Here is a 16,713-nt window from a genome sequence, read left to right on the forward strand (position 1 = left end):
TTGCGGGCGGCGGCGGTCTTCGCATCAGGCTACGGAGCGCATGTGAACTTGGCATCACCCCAAACGCCATGTGCGCCGTTGATGGATCCGGAGGGGTCCACCACCAATTCCACATATGCCGCACCAGTGAGGTCAACGGACACGGACTCAGGGGCAAATCCCGGTGTGTACGTGCGCGATTGGTACTTGTTCACGCCGTCGGCATTGACCTTGAAGATGATGTTGCCGCCAAAGCCACTCTCGAGGCCCACCTGCGAGGTGAAGGAGGTGCACTTTCCTCCCAGGTAATAGGTGATCTTTGAGGCAGCATGAACGCCCAGGCCCTTACTGAATACAGGTTGCTGACCCGTCACGGGATCCGTGTAGTTGATGGCCAGCGGCTTGTCCGGAGACGACGCCGAGTCCTTGTTGGCCACGTTCTTTCCGATCACGCCGTAGCCGTTCAAAGCCTGGACCCACGGCGTTTCGGAGGCGTACACCGTTCCAACCGGGACGTTGGGCAAGGGCTGCGATGTCACTTTCCAGTCGAAGAACTTCACGCGGGTGTCAGTGGGCAGGGTGACGGACGCCAACTCCTTGGTGGGGTTGAGCCGGACCGTGTTGGAGAAGGCCTGGTACTTGTATTGCGTGTACTCCGGCGACGGTCCGTTGGCGTTATTGCGGCCTTGTTCCGAGACCGCAAGCACGGCGCCGTTCAGGACCGAGGGCTGCAACCAGTTCGGGAAAAAGATGGATTGCTGCTCGGTGGTCCCGTCCGCGTACGTGAGCGTCAATACCGGGCTGGTTCCGTTGCCCACCGCGGCCGATCCGAGCACTGCCAGGTGCGTGCCCTTGCCCTGGACGGCGATGGTCTGAGCGGAGAGTGCCACGGAGTTGGGAACGTCCGGGCCAACGGCAGGCCACGTGTAGTCAACCTGCGTGGGCTTTCCGGCGTCGACCGTCACCGTGCTGCCCGGCCGGACACCGCCTGCCGGTACCGTAGCGGCCGCCAGCTGTTCGGCAGCGAAGGTGGCCCCTCCGCCGTCGAAGTTTCCAAGTGCCTTGCCCGCCACGGTGGTGATTGAGACGGTGTTGTATGCGGCGGCCAGGGAACCGTAGGCGACATAGATCTGGTTGCCGCCGGTTACGGACTGGCTGGACCCGGATGAAGCGTACGACGCCGATACCCGCACGGTCTGTTGGCCCGCCTTCGCGCTGGTCCCCGGCTTGATAACGAACGTGGCTGTTGCAGTAGCGCCGCCTTCCACCTTGGCCGCGGTTGCGCCGGAGGAAGAGATGACAGTCCAGCCCTCAGGGAGCACCGGGGTCAGCACCACGTTGCTCTTCGCCTTGGTTCCGGTGTTCACGAAAGCCGCGGTGACGGTGGTTTCCTGGTCCTGGAAGACCTGCTGGCCGGTGGTCACACGAACCTCGGCTGCGGAGTCCTCCTGGCTCTTGCCGCCCAGCGGACCGGCCTGCTGGAGCTGGACTGTAGCGGACTGGTTGGAAGCGATGGACCCTGTCTTCACCCAGATGGTTCCGTTGTTGGCCTCATCGAAGTACCAGCCAGTTGCTGCTGCGGCGTAGGCGGCCTGGGTGGAGTGCTGGGCGAGCTTGGTGCCGCCGATCTTGACGTCCTTGGGTGCTGCGCCGGCGTGGACTTTCAGCTCGTAGGGACGGGCTGCAGCCTTACCGGTGTACTCGCCGTTCCGTTCGCCGATGGAGACCTTGACGCTGCTGTTGCCCTTGCCCGGGGCGTCCACTGCGAACACCTGGCTGGACGATTTTCCGTCCTTGAATTCGCGGGTGACCTTGTCATCTTCGTACAGCGTGAAGGTGTCCTGGCCCTGGGCGTAAACGTCCAAGGTGATCATGGAATCTTCGGGAACCAAGGACGCGTTGCGCGCCACGATGCCTTGCGGGATTACCGCTCCGGCACGGACGAACACCGGCAGCTTGTCCAGAGGTGCGTTGTAGCCGTTCAGGATCTGGCCGCCCTGGTAAAGCTTGCCGGTCCAGTAATCCACCCACTGCTGTCCTTCCGGAAGGAAGATGCCGTTGCGGACATCGGTCTGGGTAAAGACCGGTGCCACCAGGAAATCGGAGCCCAACATGAACTGGTTGTTCGCCTCGGCACCGTAGGACCATTCCTGTTCGGGGAACTCGAGGGCCATGGAGCGCATCATCGAAACACCGCTGGTGGACGACTCCTGGGCCAGCGTATAGATAAAGGGCATGAGCTGCTGGCGGAGCTGGAGGTACTGACGGTTGATGGCCGTGGCTTCGTCACCGTAGAGCCACGGACGCTTGTCAGTGGCTGCCCAGCCGGACATGGAGTACAGCGCCGGGGCGAAGGCCTTCCACTGGAGATCGCGGACGTAGGACTCTGCAGAACCACCGAAGATGCCGTCAACGTCGCCCGTGGTGAACGCCAGGCCCGAGTTGCCGGCGCCGGTGAGGGCCGAGACCTGCCAGCGGACGGCGTCGAGGTTTCCTGAATGGTCACCCGTCCACTGCATGCCGCAGCGCTGGGAGCCGGCCCAGCCTTCCACCATGAGCGAGGTGCCGCGGGCGTTGGAATACTGTTCGATGCCGCCGTGCGCTGCTTCGCAACCGGTGAGTGCTTGGCGGTAGCCCTGACCCACCCACGCGACGTCGAGCTTACGGAGCCGTACGCCGGCCTCGCCCACTTCATACTCCTGGTTGGTCAGGGAACGCTGCGTCCACAGGCCAACTTTGAGGTCGGTTTCTTCCTCGATGTTGCTCACGGTTTCCGGAAGTTGCTGGTATTCGCAGCCGTAGCCGTCGTTGACCAGCATCCAGCCGGCAGGCATGTCGTTCTCCACGAATTTCCGTGCGGTCTTGATAGCGTCCGGGGTGCGCTGCTTGGCGCCGTCGGGATCGCCGTAGCCCGAGGAGGAGTAGCCCGGGTTGGAGCGGTTGTAGCAGTCAGCATCGCCGTACTCCAGGGCGTACACCGGGGGCATCATGGGCTTGCCGGTCAACGTGGTGTAGGCGCCGAGCGACTGCTTGTAGTCACCCACGAAGTAGTAGGCGTCGAAGCGCTTTTCCTCATGTGTGGTGGTGGGCTGGCCGCCGAAGTTGTAGGAGCCGCGGGCAAACGTGTCGCGAAGGACGCCGTAGCCCTTGGAGGACATGTAGTAGGGCACGGCGTTGGGGTAGCCGTCATCGTCCCAGTCGAAGTTCTTGGCGATGTTGATCAGGGCGCCGGTGTGCACGGAGCGGCCGTTCTGCATGCCGCCGCCGATGAACTGCTCCTCATCCTGCTGGGCGAGGTGCTGCGTAGCTGAGTTGGCACCGAAGGTGATGGGCGCTGATTCCTCCAGAACCACCGAGCCGTCAGCCCTGAGAACGCGCAGCTGGGTGGTGGCCTTGTTGATCTCGACGCTGATTTTGGCGGTCTTCAGGACCAGCCAGTCGCCGTCGTTCACGGTTGGGGTGGCGCCGGGGAACTTATCCTTGCCCACCACGATGTTGGCGGTCCTGGCAGGGTCGCCTTGGTCCGTATTGGCGGGATCAGTGAAGTTTCCGCTGGGGTCAGCTTCCAGGCGGAAGTTGCCGTCGTCCAGGAACGTGACGCGGATGGCGCCCTTCTCCGCTGAAAGGTTGACGACGTTGCCGGACTGGGTAAACCCTGTCACCGCTCCGAGAGGTACTCCGGCGGCATCGACGGGGACTTCGGGGGTGACTGCTTTGATGGCGGCGGGATCGCCCGGAGCCGCATTGGCAGCCGAGTAGCTGAGGGCGGGAATGGTTCCTGCGAGGAGCAGCGAGGCCAAGCCGAGGGAGGCGGCCTTCCTGACTAGCTTTTTGGCTCGTCCGTGGCTGTTGGGGACAGCGCCGGATAAGCCCAATGTGGGTGCGGACATGTGAGGCCAACTTTCGACGAGTGACTTTTTGTGATCTAACTCATAGCGAAACGTGCACTAATCGTCACTGCAAAAAGGCAAAAGGTCAACCGTTTAACCAGAATCCCTTACCCAACTAAGTAGCAGTTCACGTCGTTTTCAGCGCTCAAAACGACCTCAACTGCGACTCAGTTGGGTGGAGTTAGCGGGCTCGGAGGATCCTGCGCTGCGTCGCCACAGCGATGGCAGCGGTCCGGTTGTCCACGCCGAGCTTGGAGTAGATGTGCACCAAGTGGGTCTTCACCGTGGCCTCGGAAATGAAGAGCTGCTTGGCCATGGCACGGTTGCTCATGCCCGTGGCCAGAAGCTCCAAAAGTTGGACTTCCCGGGCGCTCAAAGCAGGCGAAGGATTGCGGATGCGGCCCATGAGCCGCGCTGCAACCTCGGGTGCCAACGCGGTTTGCCCGGCCGCCGCGGACAACACGGCCTGCCGGATCTGCTCCGGCGGTGCGTCCTTCAACATGTAGCCACTCGCGCCGGCCTCCACTGCGGCAAGGATGTCGGCGTCGGTGTCGTAAGTGGTCAGGATCAGGACGGGCGGCGGGGGAGTCCCGGCCTCGCCCGCTTTGATCTTCTCCGTGGCCGTTACGCCGTCCATGCCGCTGCCCATCTGCAGGTCCATGAGCACCAGGTCCACCGGCTCACCCAGGGTGTGCAGCTTACTGAGCTTGAGGAGCGCGTCATCACCATCAGCAGCCTCGGCAACCACGGTCACCCCCGGGAAATCGGCGAGCATTGCCCGCAGTCCCGCTCGAACCACCGGATGGTCATCCACCAGCAACACTCGAATCTCACTCACGCAGCACCCTCATCCGCCCGCAACGGTACCCGGATCGCAACCACTGTCCCCTCACCAGGCGCCGACTCGATCTCCAGGCTGCCGTTCAGTGCGGACAGCCGCTCACGCAAACTCTGAAGCCCGACGCCGGTTCCGTCGCCACGCGCTGTACCGGCCGCCGTCGACGGCTCGAATCCAATGCCATCGTCAAAAACGTCCAGGGTCACTTCCCCTCCAAGGAAGGACAGGGTCACGACGGCGGTGCTCGCGCGGGCATGCGCCCAGACGTTCGCGAGGGAAGCCTGTGCGGCCCGGAGCAGGGTGGTTTGGCAGGTGTTCGGCAGCTCCACGGGCGTACCCGCCAGCTCGAAGCGGCAGCGCAGCGCAGACCCCCTCGCGGCAGCTTCCGTCTCCGTCTTCGCGCAGAGCCGGCGGAGTGTGTCCACGAGCCCGGACTCCTCAAGATCCGGCGAGCGAAGGCCGCGAACAAAGCTCCGGGCCTCGGCAAGATTGGCTGACGCCGTGTCCTGAACCGTCCGTAACCGTTCTTTTGCTGCGGTTGTATCGCCGTGGTCCAAGGCTTTCTCCGCGGACCTGCCCATCAGGATGATGCTGGAGAAACCCTGCGCAAGCGTGTCGTGGATTTCCCTGGCGAGCCGTTCGCGCTCAGCCAGCGTTCCGGCGTCGTGCTGGGTTTGCGCGAGTTCGGCGCGTGTCCTGCGAAGCTCGTCAGCAACAGCGCGCTGGTTCTGGGCCTCGAGAAACAGGGCACGGTAGGCCAGGCCGGTGACCACCGCGAAGATTGCCCCGAACGCCGGTCCGATGACCATCGCAAGCTGCTGGCCACCGTCGGACGATCCTCGGCTATGGAACCACAAAGTACCCACCAGAAGGGCGGTGCTTACGGCGATCGCGGGCAAGGCCAGGCCGCGGGGGAGCAGATGAAGTTGCAGGAAGAACAAGGGAAAGGCCACCCATGCGAAGTCGCTGCTGACCAGGAGGAGCAACAGCCACAGCAGCATCACCGCTCCCAACCACCAGCGCGCGTAAGGCGTCGGATTGAACCGCGTGGGAACAGTCGCGTGGCGTTTCTCCAGGAGAGTCCCGCCGAGGTAGACCATCGCCAGCACGGCCGATAGCCCCAGACCGGCGGACACGGCCACAGCCGACGGCGTACCGCTGGTTCCCATTCCCGTCATCAACCGGACCACGGCCACCAGCAACAGAACCGCGAAACCTACATGCAGGCTCACGCGCAGCACGCGGAGGATTGTGGCTGCGCCAGCGGGAGACTGCATGCTTCACAGCGTATCCCCGGCGTGACCTAAACCGCCCCGAATTCGGCCCTGTGCAGCCTGAATCAACCATTCGGATGATCGCTGGCTCAACCCCACGATGCCAGCCAATCCATCCGGCTCCCGATGCCCCTCAGGCCTATCGCCGGAAGAGTTGATATCGCCGGGATCAAGCCCGCATTGAATCGAAGGAATCCGATGTTTCTTGCCATCCGCGACATCCGTTTCGCCAAGGGCCGCTTTGCGCTCATGGGCAGCGTGGTCGCCCTGATCACCTTGCTGCTGGTTATGCTGTCCGGGCTGACGGCGGGCTTGGGCAACCAGTCGACGTCGGCCCTTGGGGCCCTGCCTGTGCAGCAGATCGCCTTCGGCGCACCCGCTGGGGCCGAGCCAAAGGCTTCGTACACCGAGTCCGAAGTTTCCGCTGGTCAGCTCGCGGCATGGCGGAATCAGCCGGGCGTGGCGTCCGCTGAGGCGCTGGGGATCAGCCAAACCCGTTTCCAGTCACTGAGTGATGGCGGGACTCCGGCTGGAACCGCCAACGTTGCAGTTTTTGGCGGCGGCCTGGCACCGTCCGCAGTGGCACAGTCCCCGGCGGCACCGTCCGGTGTGAAGGACGGGACGGTGGTGGTGGGTGAATCGCTGGCGAAGGAACTGGGGTTGGATGTTGGCAGCCGGGTTCGAGCAGGTGGGACAGACCTGACGGTTTCAGCTGTTGTGGAGGACCAGTGGTACTCCCACACGGGCGTGGTGTGGACAACGCTGGACACGTGGCGGTCCATAGCGCACGCGGCACCAGGCACAGCCACTGTTGTCGCCGTAACTTTCGACGCCGGAGCTTCCGTGAACATCGACGCTGCCAATGCGGCGGCCGGCACGGTCAGTACCGATCCTGTGGGGTCTTTCCAAGCACTGGCCTCCTACAAGAGTGAAAACGGCTCACTCATGCTGATGCAAGCATTCCTCTACGGCATTTCTGCTTTGGTGATCGTTGCGTTCCTGACGGTGTGGACAGTTCAGCGCACGCGTGACATCGCCGTCCTCAAAGCCTTGGGAGCTTCGTCCGGCTACGTTTTGCGGGATGCCCTCACCCAAGCGGCCCTGGTGCTGCTGGTCGGAGCTGTTGGAGGCGGACTTCTTGGCTTGGCCGGCGGAACATTCGCTGCCCAGGCCGCACCATTTCTCATTACTCCCATGACCACCCTGTTCCCCATCGCGGGGATCATCCTTCTCGGTTTAGGGGGCGCGGTCCTTGCTGTCAGAAGCGTCACCAAGGTGGACCCGCTGTTGGCCCTCGGTGGCAACTAATACATTCCTAGAAAGGCATGCATCGTGACTGCAGCATTGAACCTGATCAACGTCTCCCTCGAATACCCGGACGGCGCCTCAACCCTCAAGGCACTGGACGCCGTCAACCTCAGCGTTAGCACGGGTGAATTCCTTTCACTTGTGGGGCCCTCCGGATCCGGCAAGTCCTCACTCCTGGACGTCGCAGCAACTCTCCTGAAGCCCACGGCCGGGCTGGTCATCATCGACGGGCAGGACATCTCCACCATTTCGGAGGCCGAACGCACAACCCTTCGCCGGGACAAAGTGGGCATCATCTTCCAGCAACCCAATCTGCTGCCCGCACTGACCGCCGTCGAGCAGTTGCTGATCCGCGAGCATCTACGGGGCAAGCAAGGACGCAGAGGGCGGGAGAAGGCCGTTGAGCTGCTGGACGTCGTCGGGCTTTCCGGTGCAGCAGATAAGAGACCTCATCAGCTGTCCGGCGGCCAACGTCAGAGGGTGAACATTGCGAGGGCCCTCATGGGAAACCCCACCCTTCTCCTGGTTGATGAACCTACAGCCGCCCTCGACCAGAAACGCAGCGAGTCCATCGTCCGCCTGCTGCGGCAGGTCACTGACGAGTTCCGGACCGCAACCGTCATGGTCACCCATGACACCGGGTTCCTGCCCCTCACCGACGCCGTCGCCACGATGAGGGACGGACGCATCAGCCCCGCCTTGGTCCCGTCCGCGCAAGCCAACTAGGGGACATCTACAGTCCCACACCCAGCCCGGGTACGCGCATTTTGAATATGTCCTTAAGGGCATGTCTCGCCGCGTGGTACCCGGGCATTCCCGTCACTCCAGGCCCCGGCGGGGTAGACGAGGAACATAAGTACACGCCGGGCAACGGGGTTCGCCACGGCACGTTGGACACCACCGGCCGCTGCACCAGGCCTCGCAGGTCCAGCAGGCCTGCGCTGAAGTCTCCCCCCACATAATTCTCGTTGTAAGCGGACAGTTCCGCCGCCGTCGTGGTCTTTGATCCCACCACCAGATCACGGAAGCCAGGTGCGTAGCGCTCGATGCGGGCCATGACAGCTTCGGCCATGTCCACGGTGGAGTTGGCCGGTACGTGGCAATAGGACCACAGAACGTGACGGCCTTCCGGGGCCCGTGTGGAGTCCACCAGAGATGGCTGGGACACCAGGACGTAGGGCTCGGTGGGGTGTTTGCCCATGTCCACAAGGTTCTCCGACTCGGCCATCGCCAGCCTGGAACCGCCCACATGGACTGTCCCGGCCTTCGCCAATCCGGGGTCGCGCCACGGAACGGGCCCGGACAGGATGAAGTCCACCTTGCACGCCGCATTCCCAAATCGGAATTCTTCCAATGCGCGGCGGTAGCGGTCTGGAACTTCCGCCCCACCCAGGCGGGCCAACGTTGGCGGGGCAACATCCAGCAAGATCGCTTTCGCAGGCCTAACCTGATTCAGGGAGTTCACGCGTTCACCTACGTGGATGGTGCCTCCGTGCGCCGTGAGGTCATCAGCCATTGCTTTGGCGATGGACATGGAACCACCAACAGGAATCACCCAACCTCCCGCGTGGGCAAGAACGCTGAGCAAGAGCCCGGCACCCGTTGAACTGAGGGATGGCTGCGAGCCGAGGGCGTGTGACATCACGCCCGTCAACAGCGCGGGCGCGGCTTCCTCCCTGAATCGCCGCATCCAGAGCGGGGTCCCCTGATCCAAGGTAGCCAGTCCGAACCTGATAGCCGCCAAAGGATCCTTCGGGATGCGCAGGAGCTGGTTGGAGGTAAAGTCCACCACCCCGTCCACCCGCTCCAGCAAGGGCTGCAGCAGCCGACGGTAGGCCGGTCCGTCGACACCCAGCTCCTCCACCGTCCGATCCAGGGATTGGTAGGCCAGAGCAGCTCCTCCGACGTCCAACGGTGTTCCGTGCTGGACCTCAGGGAGACGCAGATCCACCCGCTGCGACAATTCAAAATCGCGGAAGAAAGGGGAGGCCACCGCCATGGGGTGCACCGCTGAGCAGATGTCGTACAGGTAGCCGGGTTCAATCAACTCGCTGGTCCGCGATCCACCCCCGATCGCATCAGCTGCTTCGTAAAGGTGGACACTCAGGCCGGCGCGGGCCATCACCACTGCGGCGGCCAGGCCGTTGGGACCGGCGCCGACGACGGCGACATCAACCATCGCTGTTTACCTCCATACGCTGGGGTTCTTTCGCTTCGGTGGTTTCCACCGTAGCCCGGGGACGCCACGGCAACACTGACCGGGAGGGGTGGAACACGTCGAACCGCAGCCAGTCCCGTGCGCCGTCGAATGGTCCGCCATGCGGATCATCCACGCCATCAGCGCGGAGTGGGTCTTGGGCGGGATCCCAGATATCCATCACCACCCGCGCCATGAGGTAGGCGGTGACGACCATGTGCAATCCCACGGCCAGCACGTAGTAGGACATGTCGATGTTGTGCTGGACGGATCCGCCGCTGGTCGTTTGGCCCAGGTACATCCAGACGGCCGCCCAGTGCAGCCCCTCGGCCGCTTGCCAGATGAGGAAGTCGCGCCAGCGGGGCCGGGCCAGGGCAAGGAGCGGTATGAGCCAGATGACGAACTGCGGGGAGTAGACCTTGTTGGTGAGGATGAACGCGGCAACTATGAGGAACATCAGTTGAGCCAGGCGGGGTCGCCGCGGAGCGCACAAGGCCAAGGCGCCAATAAGCACGCATGCCAGAGCGAACAGGCACAGGGCCAGCGTGTTGACGGTTGCGCCGTCAAGCTGCGCCCAACGTACTCTGTCCGCCACGAGGTTGTAAGCGAACCAGGGCGAGCTGTACCCGGCCGGACGGTCTTGGCTGAAGTCGAAGAAGTAGCGCCAGCCCGATGGGTTCACCGCTGCGATGGGCAGATTCACTACCAGCCAGGTTGCCAGGGCTGTGCCGGCAGTGATGAAGAATGCGCGGAGCTTGCCGGTGCGCAGGGCCAACACCAGCACGGCCCCGAGGATCAGGAGCGGATACATCTTGGTAGCTGAGCCCAGCCCGATGAACACTCCGGCCAGGATCAGCTTGTCCCGGGAGATGAAGTACATCGCCGCGGCCAGGAGCCCCACGGCCCACATGTCCCAGTTGATGAAGCCAGCCAAAATGATTCCGGGAGCTACGGCCACCATGGCTGCGTCCCAGGGGCGGCGCCTGTTGATCCTTGCGGTCAGGAGCACGGTGATGATCCATACTGCAACGATCAGTGTCGCGTTGACGTCGAAGTAGCCCAGTAAGCGTTCGTTTCCCATGCCCTGGCCGGGAACCAGCAAGGCCGTGATACCGGCGATGATGCCCATGAGCACCGGGTACTCAAACAGGCTGCCTTGGGTGAAGAACGGAAAGATGCCGTCACTCAGGCCGCGGTTCCGGAAAAGCTCAGGGAAGTCCGAATAGCACGTTGCGTAGAACTGCCTTGGAGTCTCCCAGCCACGGACACGGCAGTAGTCCTTCGCGAGTACGGCGAGGAGTGCAGCGACAACGGTGAGGATGATCAAGACACGTTCCACGGTGAACGGGCCGGACGTCATCTTCCCTGGGGAGGAGTGCCTGCCCAGGGGACCGCCCACAAGTTCGGTGAAGTTTCGAAGCAGGGCGTCACTGCGGCTTGGAACCACAAAGCGGGCACGTTTTTCCGGCCGGTGAGGCTTCGTCTCCTGCATGGATCGAGCTTACAGTCCTGCGAGGTCCACCAGGCCCAGGAAGGCTACCCAGGCTAACGAGGCCTACCCGGCTAACGGCGTCCACCACGCCAACGAGGCCCACCCGGTTAAAAGGGGAGGAGCCCACGCGTAGCCGCGTGGGCTCCTTGAGGTTCAGCATCAATGTGTGGCATCTGAACTCCTTCGGGCTCAGCTGTTGGGCATCAGCGGATGAGTCCCATCTGGTGCAGGACAACGTAGACGTCTTCACGGCGTTGGTCGAGCAGTTGGCCGTTGAACAGAGTGCGGTCCTTAGGAGCGTTGGTGCTCTTGAAGAAGCGCATGTCTTCTGGGCGTTTTCGCATGGTTCACCTCCTTTCAGGAGATAAGTAATCGGAATTTAGGCGCAACAATTAGAGCCCTATGAATTCAAAAGAAATCAAGGCTAAAAGGGCATAAATAGCCGAGGCTAATAAAGGGGGATTGCGGACCTTGTTGAAAAGGGTTCGTCGTGCAATAGCGCGTGCTTCCGGCAGTCGACCCAACAAGAAGCTGGTTCCGAACTATGGGGAAACTGCGCACCCGCGGCATGCTGCGTGGGTCCGCGCCTACAACTGACTACTCAGCCATCCAAAGACAGGAGGGCCGTAAGAAATACCGCCGGCAACAAGCCGGTCCGGTAGTTCAGGAGTGGGTCAGAGAGCAAAAATGGCGCGCGTCATCAGCAGAGGCCGGGGTAGCAGTGACGGTCAACTTCCGTCCGCTAGTCAAAGTAATCATTTTCCCAACCTCCTTTTCTGGCTGATAAGCAGCCTGCTGTGGCATTGTCACGGCTGACTGAACCGGTGAATGCGCGCCTGGTTCCCGGCGGGTCGCTCTGGGAACAAGATATAAGCTACCCCATGAACATGGAGTTTGACCAGCGAAATTACCTAATTCGCCAAAAGTTTTTCTAAATTCGTGTTTTAGAGTCCCCAACGAACAATTGCAGGCGTCCGCTTATCCCAACCAAGGGTGCAGACTTTTGCTGTTCCCAGAATGAAGTGCCGGCCTTCGCGTGCATCCATTTCGAGCCAGCGGGCGGTCAGGATGCGGGAGAAATGACCGTGGGCCACTATCAGCACATTGTCCATTCCTGATTCCAGGACGCGGCCAATGATCTTGTCGGCCCTGGCAGCAACCTCGTCCAGGGTTTCCCCGTTGGGCACGCCATCGGTCCAGATGAGGTAGTCCGGGTTGTCCTTGCGGATGAGGTCCGAGCTGATGCCCTCGTAATCGCCGTAGTTCCATTCCACGGCAAGCGGCTCATGGACAGCCTCCGGGTAGCCTGCGAGTTCAGCCGTGCGGCGGGCGCGGCGCAGGGGTGAGGTGAGGACGAGGTCGAAGTCGATGCCTTCCAGGACCTTGCGCGCCTCCACAGCCTGCTGCTCGCCCTCAACAGTGAGGGGGAGGTCAGTCAGGCCCGTGTACTGGCCGCTCTTGGACCACTCGGTCTCGCCGTGGCGAAGGATCCAGAGTTGCGGACGCGGTGAAGTCGCAGCGTTCATGAGGGCTCCTCAGTTTCGGTCAATGGCTCGACGACGGCGGACTCGGGTTGGGCTTCCCACCATGCCAAGAGTTTCTGCTCGGCTTCCTCGGGGGACAGTGGTCCGTGTTCCATCCGCTCTTCCAGAAGGAACTTGTAGGCCCGCCCCACCACGGGGCCAGGCTTCAGTCCCAGAAGCGCCATGATCTGCGCTCCATCCAAGTCAGGCCGGACAGCCGCCAGTGATTCCTGTTCCAGAAGCTTCGAGATGCGTTGCTCAAGGTCATCGTAGGCGAAGGACAAGCGGTCGGCCTTGCGCTGGTTACGCGTGGTGACGTCGGAGCGGGTGAGCCGGTGCAGGCGCTCAAGCAGGGGGCCGGCGTCGGTCACGTAGCGGCGGACCGCGGAGTCGCTCCAGCCCGCATCGCCGTATCCGTAGAAACGCATGTGGAGTTCAACAAGTCGTGAAACGGCTTTGATCGACTCGTTGTCGAAACGCAACGCCTTCATCCGCTTGGCTGTCAGCTTCGAACCCACAACATCGTGGTGGCGGAAGCTGACCGCGCCGCCCGGTTCAAAGCGGCGCGTAGCCGGCTTGCCGACGTCGTGCATCAACGCAGCGAACCGCAACACAAAATCGGGGCCGGGCACGGCACCGTCTGGACCCGTTTCCAGGGCAGCAGCTTGCTCCAGCACCTGCAGCGAGTGCTGGTACACGTCCTTGTGGCGGTGGTGCTCATCGGCTTCGAGGCGCAGGGCGGAAACTTCGGGCAGCACGAATTCCGCCAGCCCGGTATCCACCAGGAGATCGATGCCCACCCGGGGGTGGGCCCCGTTAATGAGCTTGACCAGCTCTTCGCGGACCCGCTCAGCGGAAATGATCTTGATGCGGTCGGCCATGTGGGACATGGCGAGCCGGACGTCATCGTGAACCGACACGCCGAGCTGCGACGCGAAGCGTGCCGCACGCATCATGCGCAGCGGATCGTCCGAGAAGGACGATTCAGGTGCGCCGGGCGTGGCCAGCTCCGAGGCGTGAAGGTCGCGGACGCCTCCGAACGGATCCACGAGTTCAAGGCTGGGCAGCCGCAACGCCATGGCGTTGATGGTGAAGTCGCGACGAAGGAGGTCATCTGTCAGGGAGTTGCCGAACGCCACCACGGGCTTCCGTGAATCGGGATCGTAGGCTTCTGCACGGTACGTGGTGATTTCGATTTGGAAACCACTCTTCTTCATCCCGATAGTGCCGAAAGCACGGCCGATTTCCCAGAAGTTGTCTGCCCACTTCTTGATGACGCCGATGGTCTGGTCAGGAGTGGCATCGGTGGTGAAATCGAGGTCCGGGGAGGTCCTCCCCAGGAAGAGGTCGCGCACAGGCCCACCCACCAGGGACAGTTCGAAGCCGGCATCGACGAAGCGCTGCCCGAGGTCGAGCACCACCGGATCGATGGTGAAGTTAACTGAAGAGCTGTCCAATACGTGCGCCATAGTCCCTTAAGCTTGGCAGATTTTTACTCATCATTGGGCCACTGTTCCATGCGAAATCAGGCATGTGTCCGCAGAGCATCTCCCGCAGTCCATCTTGTGGCCATGTCCCAGTCATCACTCGAGGGCAAGAGTCGTTAGAGTGGACCTCATGGCCAACCCGATCCCGAGCGCTCCTGGCAGGAGGACAAACGCACCATTGCCGTCGGCAATCGGTGCTCACGTCGCGCCTGCCCAGCAGCACCCGGTGCAGGCCTCACTTCCCACTGTGGAGGAAGTCTCGGCCGGCGGCGTTGTAGTAGACACGTCCGACGGCGAACTCCGGGTTGCGATCATCGCCCGCCTTAATAGGGGTGGCCGGCTTGAGTGGTGCCTCCCGAAGGGCCATCCGGAAGGTCGCGAGAACAACGAGGAAGCTGCTGTCCGTGAGATCGCGGAGGAAACCGGCATCGAAGGCAGCATCCTTGCGCCCCTTGGCAGCATCGACTACTGGTTCACAGTGAGCGGCCACCGCGTTCACAAGACCGTGCATCATTTCCTCCTCCGGGCAACGGGTGGAGAGCTGACCATCGAGAATGATCCGGACCAAGAGGCCGTGGACGCCGCGTGGGTTCCCCTCCAGGAACTGGCCCGAAAATTGTCCTTCCCGAATGAACGCCGCATCGCCGATTTGGCTCGGGAAGTACTGCCCGAACATCTCTGACCCGGCTACATGGGACGATAAAGGCGATGTCTGAAGCCAAAACCACCCAGTCCGTTCAGTCCGGAGAAGCACGTTCCAGCGCCATCATGGCAGCAGGAACGCTCGTTTCCCGGTTCCTTGGCTTCGCCAAAACCTGGATGCTCGGCGCCGCCCTCGGCCTGGGCTCCACCATCAATGACACGTTCATTAATGCGAACAACCTGCCTAACCTGATCTTCCTGCTGGTGGCCGGCGGCGTGTTCAACGCCGTCCTGGTCCCGCAGATCATCAAGGCCAGCAAGGCACCTGACCGTGGTGCGGACTACATCAGCCGCCTGCTGACCCTCGCAGTCCTGGTGCTGCTGGCGTTGACCACCATTGTGACGCTCGCAGCGCCGCTGGTCATCGACCTCACCACGCAGGGCTACTCCGAGCAACAAAAGGCTTTGGCGGTCACCTTCGCTTTCTGGTGCCTGCCGCAAATCTTCTTCTACGGGCTCTATGCCCTCCTCACCCAGGTGCTGAACGCCCACGGAGCGTTTGGCCCCGCCATGTGGGCGCCCATCCTCAACAACCTTGTGGCTATCTCGGGCCTGGGGATGTTCATCTGGATTCTGGGCGAGAACATCTACAACCCGCATACATTGGACAACTGGGGACCTACCCAGACGCTCCTCATTGCCGGTTTCTCAACTTTTGGTGTGATCGCCCAGACGGCCATCCTCCTCATTCCCGTCTTCCGTTTGCGCCTGGGCCTGCGTCCCCGCTTTGGCTGGCGCGGAGTTGGACTGGGCCAGGCAGCGAAGCTGAGCGTCTGGACATTGGCAACTGCCGCCGTCGGGCAGCTGGCGTTCCTGTACATCATGAGAATCGCCACCATTCCCGGTGCTGAGCGCCTGCGTTTGGACAACGCCGGGGACAAGGCGGCTGCCGCGGTCCTGCCCGGTAACGCTGTCCTGGAAGTCGCGAGCCAGCTGTACTTGCTGCCGCACTCCATCATTGCCCTGTCCCTGGCAACTGTCCTCTTTAACCGGATGACGCGTGCGTCGCAGGACGGCAACAAAGCCGAACTGCGCGAAGCCCTGTCCCACGGACTCCGCACCATGGCCGTGGCCACGGTCTTCGGCGCTTTGGCGCTTTTCGCCCTGGCAGGTCCGCTCGGCATGTTCTTCTCCGGCGGCCAGCCCCAGGACGGCGTCATGCTGGCCCAGACGCTCACCATCCTGGCCCTCAGCACACCCTTCCTGAGCGCAAACTTCATGATGTCCCGCGTCTTCTACGCCAACGAGGACGCCCGCACGCCCCTGTATGTCCAGTTGTGGCTGGCCGTGATCTACGTGGTGGGTGCGTTCTTCATCCAGTTCCTCCCCGTCGGCCAGATCATCTACGCGATCGCCATCCTTTACACTCTGGGCAACATCCTGTCCGTCGTGATCAGCGTGGTGTTCCTGCGCCGTCTGCTGGGTCACCTCGACGGTCCCCGCATCGCCAACTCGTACATCCGCATGGGCTACGCAGGCCTGGGTTCTGCACTGGCCGGCGCGGGAGCGTTGTGGCTCCTCGGCAGTTACCGCGCCGACGGCTTCGCGTGGAGCAGCCGCCCGGCCGCCCTGGTGACGGTGGTGGTCGTCGGGCCCGTCATGCTCATTGCGTATCTCATCCTTCTCCGCGTCTTCCACGTCACGGAACTACGCGACCTCCTGCGCCCCCTCATGGGTCGACTGGGTCGGGGCGTCCCCGCGCCTGCCGGCGCCCCCGCAGAACCCACGACGCCGGCACGCGCCACAGTCTCGGACGATACCGGTTTGATTCCACGCATCTCCGGTGAGTTCGATGCTGCCTCGTTCAGGGCCGGACCCGCGGTTGCACCCCAACGCTCCAGCGAACCTGCGGCTGACGACTCATCACAGGCGCCCAAGGCCTACCTCCCGGAGGAGGACGCGCCCAGCACTGCCCGGGGCGGCAAGTTCACACCACAGATCCCGTTGCCGGGTCGGCGCACCTACCAGGGCGACGTCGGACAGAATCCATACTTCCCCGTCCGCGGAAACCAGAGGAAGTGAG

General features: G+C 62.7%; 12 protein-coding genes. 4 read left to right on the forward strand and 8 right to left on the reverse strand.

What is annotated here, in order from left to right:
* Positions 1-29: 29 nt before the first annotated feature.
* From AR689_RS17580 to AR689_RS17590, 3 genes are all read right to left on the reverse strand, one after another.
* Complete coding sequence (locus AR689_RS17580; RefSeq protein WP_062072185.1) at positions 30-3,869, reverse strand: NPCBM/NEW2 domain-containing protein; 3,840 nt, start codon at positions 3,867-3,869, stop codon at positions 30-32.
* Positions 3,870-4,050: 181 nt separating this feature from the next.
* The gene (locus tag AR689_RS17585; protein WP_062072187.1) at positions 4,051-4,707 is read right to left on the reverse strand and encodes a response regulator; all 657 of its coding nucleotides are present in this window, start codon (positions 4,705-4,707) and stop codon (positions 4,051-4,053) included.
* Positions 4,704-5,984, reverse strand: coding sequence for a sensor histidine kinase (locus tag AR689_RS17590; protein WP_062072189.1), 1,281 nt, complete (start codon positions 5,982-5,984; stop codon positions 4,704-4,706). The genes AR689_RS17585 and AR689_RS17590 overlap by 4 nt, the downstream gene beginning before the upstream one ends.
* Before the next feature lie 195 nt (positions 5,985-6,179).
* On the opposite strand from AR689_RS17590, the gene AR689_RS17595 reads away from it, so the two are divergent.
* Positions 6,180-7,289: an ABC transporter permease gene (locus tag AR689_RS17595; protein ID WP_062072190.1), complete on the forward strand. Its 1,110-nt coding sequence runs from the start codon at positions 6,180-6,182 to the stop codon at positions 7,287-7,289.
* A gap of 24 nt (positions 7,290-7,313) precedes the next feature.
* Complete coding sequence (locus tag AR689_RS17600; RefSeq protein ID WP_062072192.1) at positions 7,314-8,015, forward strand: ABC transporter ATP-binding protein; 702 nt, start codon at positions 7,314-7,316, stop codon at positions 8,013-8,015.
* A 7-nt stretch (positions 8,016-8,022) separates the two neighbouring features.
* Here the strand turns inward: AR689_RS17600 and AR689_RS17605 are convergent, their stop codons facing one another.
* From AR689_RS17605 to AR689_RS17620, 5 genes are all read right to left on the reverse strand, one after another.
* Complete coding sequence (locus tag AR689_RS17605; protein ID WP_062072194.1) at positions 8,023-9,468, reverse strand: phytoene desaturase family protein; 1,446 nt, start codon at positions 9,466-9,468, stop codon at positions 8,023-8,025.
* Entirely contained in the window at positions 9,461-10,978 is a 1,518-nt protein-coding gene (locus AR689_RS17610; RefSeq protein WP_197412918.1) for a glycosyltransferase family 87 protein, read from the reverse strand. The genes AR689_RS17605 and AR689_RS17610 overlap by 8 nt, the downstream gene beginning before the upstream one ends.
* Positions 10,979-11,181: 203 nt before the next feature.
* Positions 11,182-11,322 (reverse strand): hypothetical protein, encoded by a 141-nt coding sequence (locus AR689_RS23420; protein WP_181151794.1) that lies wholly within the window; start codon positions 11,320-11,322, stop codon positions 11,182-11,184.
* 600 nt (positions 11,323-11,922) lie between these two features.
* Entirely contained in the window at positions 11,923-12,504 is a 582-nt protein-coding gene (locus AR689_RS17615; protein ID WP_026541028.1) for a histidine phosphatase family protein, read from the reverse strand.
* Entirely contained in the window at positions 12,501-13,970 is a 1,470-nt protein-coding gene (locus tag AR689_RS17620) for a CCA tRNA nucleotidyltransferase (RefSeq protein ID WP_062072196.1), read from the reverse strand. The genes AR689_RS17615 and AR689_RS17620 overlap by 4 nt, the downstream gene beginning before the upstream one ends.
* 196 nt (positions 13,971-14,166) lie before the next feature.
* On the opposite strand from AR689_RS17620, the gene AR689_RS17625 reads away from it, so the two are divergent.
* Together AR689_RS17625 and murJ are read left to right on the forward strand one after the other, a co-directional pair.
* Entirely contained in the window at positions 14,167-14,670 is a 504-nt protein-coding gene (locus tag AR689_RS17625; RefSeq protein ID WP_062072198.1) for an NUDIX hydrolase, read from the forward strand.
* A 26-nt stretch (positions 14,671-14,696) separates the two neighbouring features.
* Positions 14,697-16,712 carry a murein biosynthesis integral membrane protein MurJ gene (gene murJ / locus AR689_RS17630; protein WP_062072200.1) on the forward strand — a complete coding sequence of 672 codons (2,016 nt, stop codon included), beginning with the start codon at positions 14,697-14,699 and terminating at the stop codon, positions 16,710-16,712.
* Position 16,713: the final 1 nt, after the last annotated feature.

Origin of the sequence: Arthrobacter sp. EpRS71, from assembly GCF_001512285.1 — a bacterium.
GTDB lineage: Bacteria > Actinomycetota > Actinomycetes > Actinomycetales > Micrococcaceae > Arthrobacter.

Bases quoted from the DNA above. Each gene is read 5' to 3' on its own strand.
- AR689_RS17580 (WP_062072185.1), bottom strand. From the start codon at position 3,869: ATGTCCGCACCCACATTGGGCTTATCCGGCGCTGTCCCCAACAGCCAC.
- AR689_RS17590 (WP_062072189.1), bottom strand. From the start codon at position 5,984: ATGCAGTCTCCCGCTGGCGCAGCCACAATCCTCCGCGTGCTGCGCGTG.
- AR689_RS17595 (WP_062072190.1), top strand. From the start codon at position 6,180: ATGTTTCTTGCCATCCGCGACATCCGTTTCGCCAAGGGCCGCTTTGCG.
- AR689_RS17605 (WP_062072194.1), bottom strand. From the start codon at position 9,468: ATGGTTGATGTCGCCGTCGTCGGCGCCGGTCCCAACGGCCTGGCCGCC.
- AR689_RS17610 (WP_197412918.1), bottom strand. From the start codon at position 10,978: ATGCAGGAGACGAAGCCTCACCGGCCGGAAAAACGTGCCCGCTTTGTG.
- AR689_RS23420 (WP_181151794.1), bottom strand. From the start codon at position 11,322: ATGCGAAAACGCCCAGAAGACATGCGCTTCTTCAAGAGCACCAACGCT.
- AR689_RS17615 (WP_026541028.1), bottom strand. From the start codon at position 12,504: ATGAACGCTGCGACTTCACCGCGTCCGCAACTCTGGATCCTTCGCCAC.
- AR689_RS17620 (WP_062072196.1), bottom strand. From the start codon at position 13,970: ATGGCGCACGTATTGGACAGCTCTTCAGTTAACTTCACCATCGATCCG.
- murJ (WP_062072200.1), top strand. From the start codon at position 14,697: ATGTCTGAAGCCAAAACCACCCAGTCCGTTCAGTCCGGAGAAGCACGT.